Below are 2547 nucleotides of genomic sequence, written 5' to 3' on the forward strand. Positions count from 1 at the left end.
GTAACCGCCCGGTTGTTACCGCGGTTACTCAGGCGGCTTGGGCCTGAGTGTCGGCGATCGGCGTCCAATTCCACGGGAGGAGCTCGTCGAGCCGGTTGATCTTGTGGTCATGGATGCGGTCGAGCACGTCGGCAAGATAGGCTTGCGGGTCGATGCCGTTCAGCTTGGCTGTCTCGATGATCGTCATGGCGCGGGCCAGTGTTTCGGCGCCGGTGTCTGCGCCCGCGAAGAGCCAGTTCTTCCGACCGATGCCGATCGGGCGCAGGGCGCGCTCGGCAGCATTGTTGTCGATCGCCACACGGCCATCGGCGAGGAAGAGGCTGAACGAGGTGCGGCGGGCAAGCCCGTAGCGGAACGCCTTGGCCAGGTTTCCTTTGCCCGGGATCCGGGTGAGCTGTCTTTCGGACCAGGCGAAGAAGGCTTCGACCTTCGGCGCGCTGTGCTTCCGGCGCGCGGCAAGGCGGACCTCTGCGGGCTGCCCGTTGATCTCGCGCTCGATATCGTAGAGCGCGCCGATGCGGTCGAGCGCCTCGCGCGCGATGGCGGATTTCGTCTTGTCCCATTCGTCGTGGAAGTCACGCCGCAGATGCGCCCAGCATGACGCCTCCTGCAGGCGGGGCGTGCCGTCATGGTCCGGTTCGTAGAGTTTGGCATAGCCCTTGTAGCCATCCGCCTGCAGGATGCCGCGGGTCTGGGCAAGATGACGATGGACGTGTTCTTCCTTCCAGTCCGGGGCGAAGCGGTAAACCGCCCCGGGCGGTGTGGTCCCCGCCCAAGGCCGATGATCCCGGACATAGGCCCAGATCCTGCCTTTCTTGACTCCCTTGCCGAGACCTCGGTCCCGCAGGGACCGGTCCAGCACCCGGATCGGGGTGTCATCGGCGTGGAGGAGATCACTGGCCATCACATCGGCCTCGATCCGTTCGATCAGCGGGGCCAGCACCTTCATCGCCCGCCCGCACCAATCGACCAGCGTGCTGTCCGGAATGTCGGCCCCCATGCGGGCGAAGATCTCGGACTGGCGATACAAGGGCAAATGATCGTCGAACTTGGAGACGAGGATCCAGGCCAGCAGTGCCGCGCTCGCCATGCTGCCGGGGATCGGACGGCTGGGCGCGGGTGTCTGCACCATCGTTTCGCAGCGGCGGCAGGACTTCTTCAGCCGCGCGATCTGCAGGACCTTCAGCTGCGCCGCGACCAGGTCGAGCATCTCGCTCATGTCTTCGCCCACGAGCCGCAGGTCGCCGCCGCAATCCGGGCAGCAGCTGCCCGGGTCAAGCTCGCGCCGCTCGCGTGGGGTGGTTGCTGACACGCGGGGGCGACGGCGGGGCATGCGCTCGTCGATATCGCCGGTCGTCGCCTCGGGCGCAGAATCCGCCTCGTCTTCGTCCGCCAGAGTGGTGGTGCTTTCGGCGCTGGCGATGAGCAGATCCTCGAGTGCCAACTCGAGCTGTTCGATTTCGCGCTCGATCTTCTCCGAAGACTTGCCGAAGGCCTGCTTCTTGAGCTTCGCGATCCGCAGTCGCAACGTCTGGATGAGCTGGTCATGCGCCCGGATCGTCGCCAACATCTTCGCGTTCTCCGCCTGCAAGGTGGCGATCATCGCCTTCAGAATGGCGGGATCTTCGGGAAGGATGGGCGTGTCGTTCGACATGCCATCACTTACCACAGGCGCTCAGGAGGCACCATAAAAACAAGGCGTTTCAGGTGGATAAATCACCCAACCCGGGCCGGTGGTGCGCCCCAGTCCGGCCGCCGCCAGTCGATCCCTTCCCACAGCATCGCCAGCTGCGCCGAGGTCAGGCGCACCACCCCCGAGCCGCTGTTCGGCCAGGGAAAGCGCCCGCGCTCGAGGACCTTGTAGTAAAGGCAGAACCCCTGACCGTCCCAGTAGAGCAGCTTCAGCCGGTCGCCCTTGCGGCCACGGAAGGCGAAGACCGCACCCCCGGTCGGCTTCTGCCGCAGCACGTCCTGCGCCAGCGCCGCCAAACCTCCGATCCCTTTCCGCATATCCGTCGGCCCACAGGCCAGATACACCCGCACCCCGGTTCCCGGTCCGATCATGCGGCATCCACCGTGCGGATAAGGCGGGACAGCGCCGCGTCGTCAATGCTGCTCTCGAACCGTAGCACGCGACCCTTCGCGAGGCGCAGTTCAACCCAGGCTGCCGGACCGACGGCCGCGGCCGCCGCCGGAGGCTCAACTACCGCAAGCCCCATCTCGGGCACCATGCCGGCCGGCAAGAACAGCGCACCCGCCTCGGGCGACCACAAACCCTTCCGCTTCAGCTCGTGACGCCAAGCGTAGATCTGCTGGCGCGTCACCTCGTGGCGCTGCGCAACCTGGGTCACCGTCGCACCATCGATCCCCACAGCGCTCACAATCGCCAGCTTTACCTCGTCGTCCCACCGTCGACGGCGCTCAACGCCCAGAACCTCGCCCCGCATCGCCCCTCCGCGCATAAGAGACGTCGTTAGCGACGTCGCTATGCACGTGTCTTAGGACCTCACGCCGCAATCTGGCAGGCGGCGCCAACCGGGTGGTTAC

Annotated in this window: 3 protein-coding genes; all 3 read right to left on the minus strand. The window is 66.0% G+C overall.

The features are described 5' to 3' along the window. Nucleotides 1–28: 28 nt before the first annotated feature. The 3 genes from WMK75_RS19060 to WMK75_RS19070 all read right to left on the minus strand — a co-directional run bounded on the left by WMK75_RS19060 (nt 29) and on the right by WMK75_RS19070 (nt 2447). Entirely contained in the window at nt 29–1654 is a 1626-nt protein-coding gene (locus WMK75_RS19060; RefSeq protein ID WP_347269146.1) for an IS66 family transposase, read from the minus strand. Nucleotides 1655–1716: 62 nt separating this feature from the next. Next, complete coding sequence (tnpB, locus tag WMK75_RS19065) at nt 1717–2064, minus strand: IS66 family insertion sequence element accessory protein TnpB (protein ID WP_216035026.1); 348 nt, start codon at nt 2062–2064, stop codon at nt 1717–1719. Beyond that, nucleotides 2061–2447: a transposase gene (locus WMK75_RS19070; protein WP_347269147.1), complete on the minus strand. Its 387-nt coding sequence runs from the start codon at nt 2445–2447 to the stop codon at nt 2061–2063. Before WMK75_RS19070 ends, tnpB begins: the two co-directional genes overlap by 4 nt. Nucleotides 2448–2547 lie beyond the last annotated feature (100 nt).

It is taken from the genome of Paracoccus sp. (in: a-proteobacteria), assembly GCF_039808215.1.
Lineage (GTDB): Bacteria > Pseudomonadota > Alphaproteobacteria > Rhodobacterales > Rhodobacteraceae > Paracoccus.

Bases quoted from the DNA above. Each gene is read 5' to 3' on its own strand.
- WMK75_RS19060 (WP_347269146.1), bottom strand. From the start codon at position 1,654: ATGTCGAACGACACGCCCATCCTTCCCGAAGATCCCGCCATTCTGAAG.
- tnpB (WP_216035026.1), bottom strand. From the start codon at position 2,064: ATGATCGGACCGGGAACCGGGGTGCGGGTGTATCTGGCCTGTGGGCCG.
- WMK75_RS19070 (WP_347269147.1), bottom strand. From the start codon at position 2,447: ATGCGGGGCGAGGTTCTGGGCGTTGAGCGCCGTCGACGGTGGGACGAC.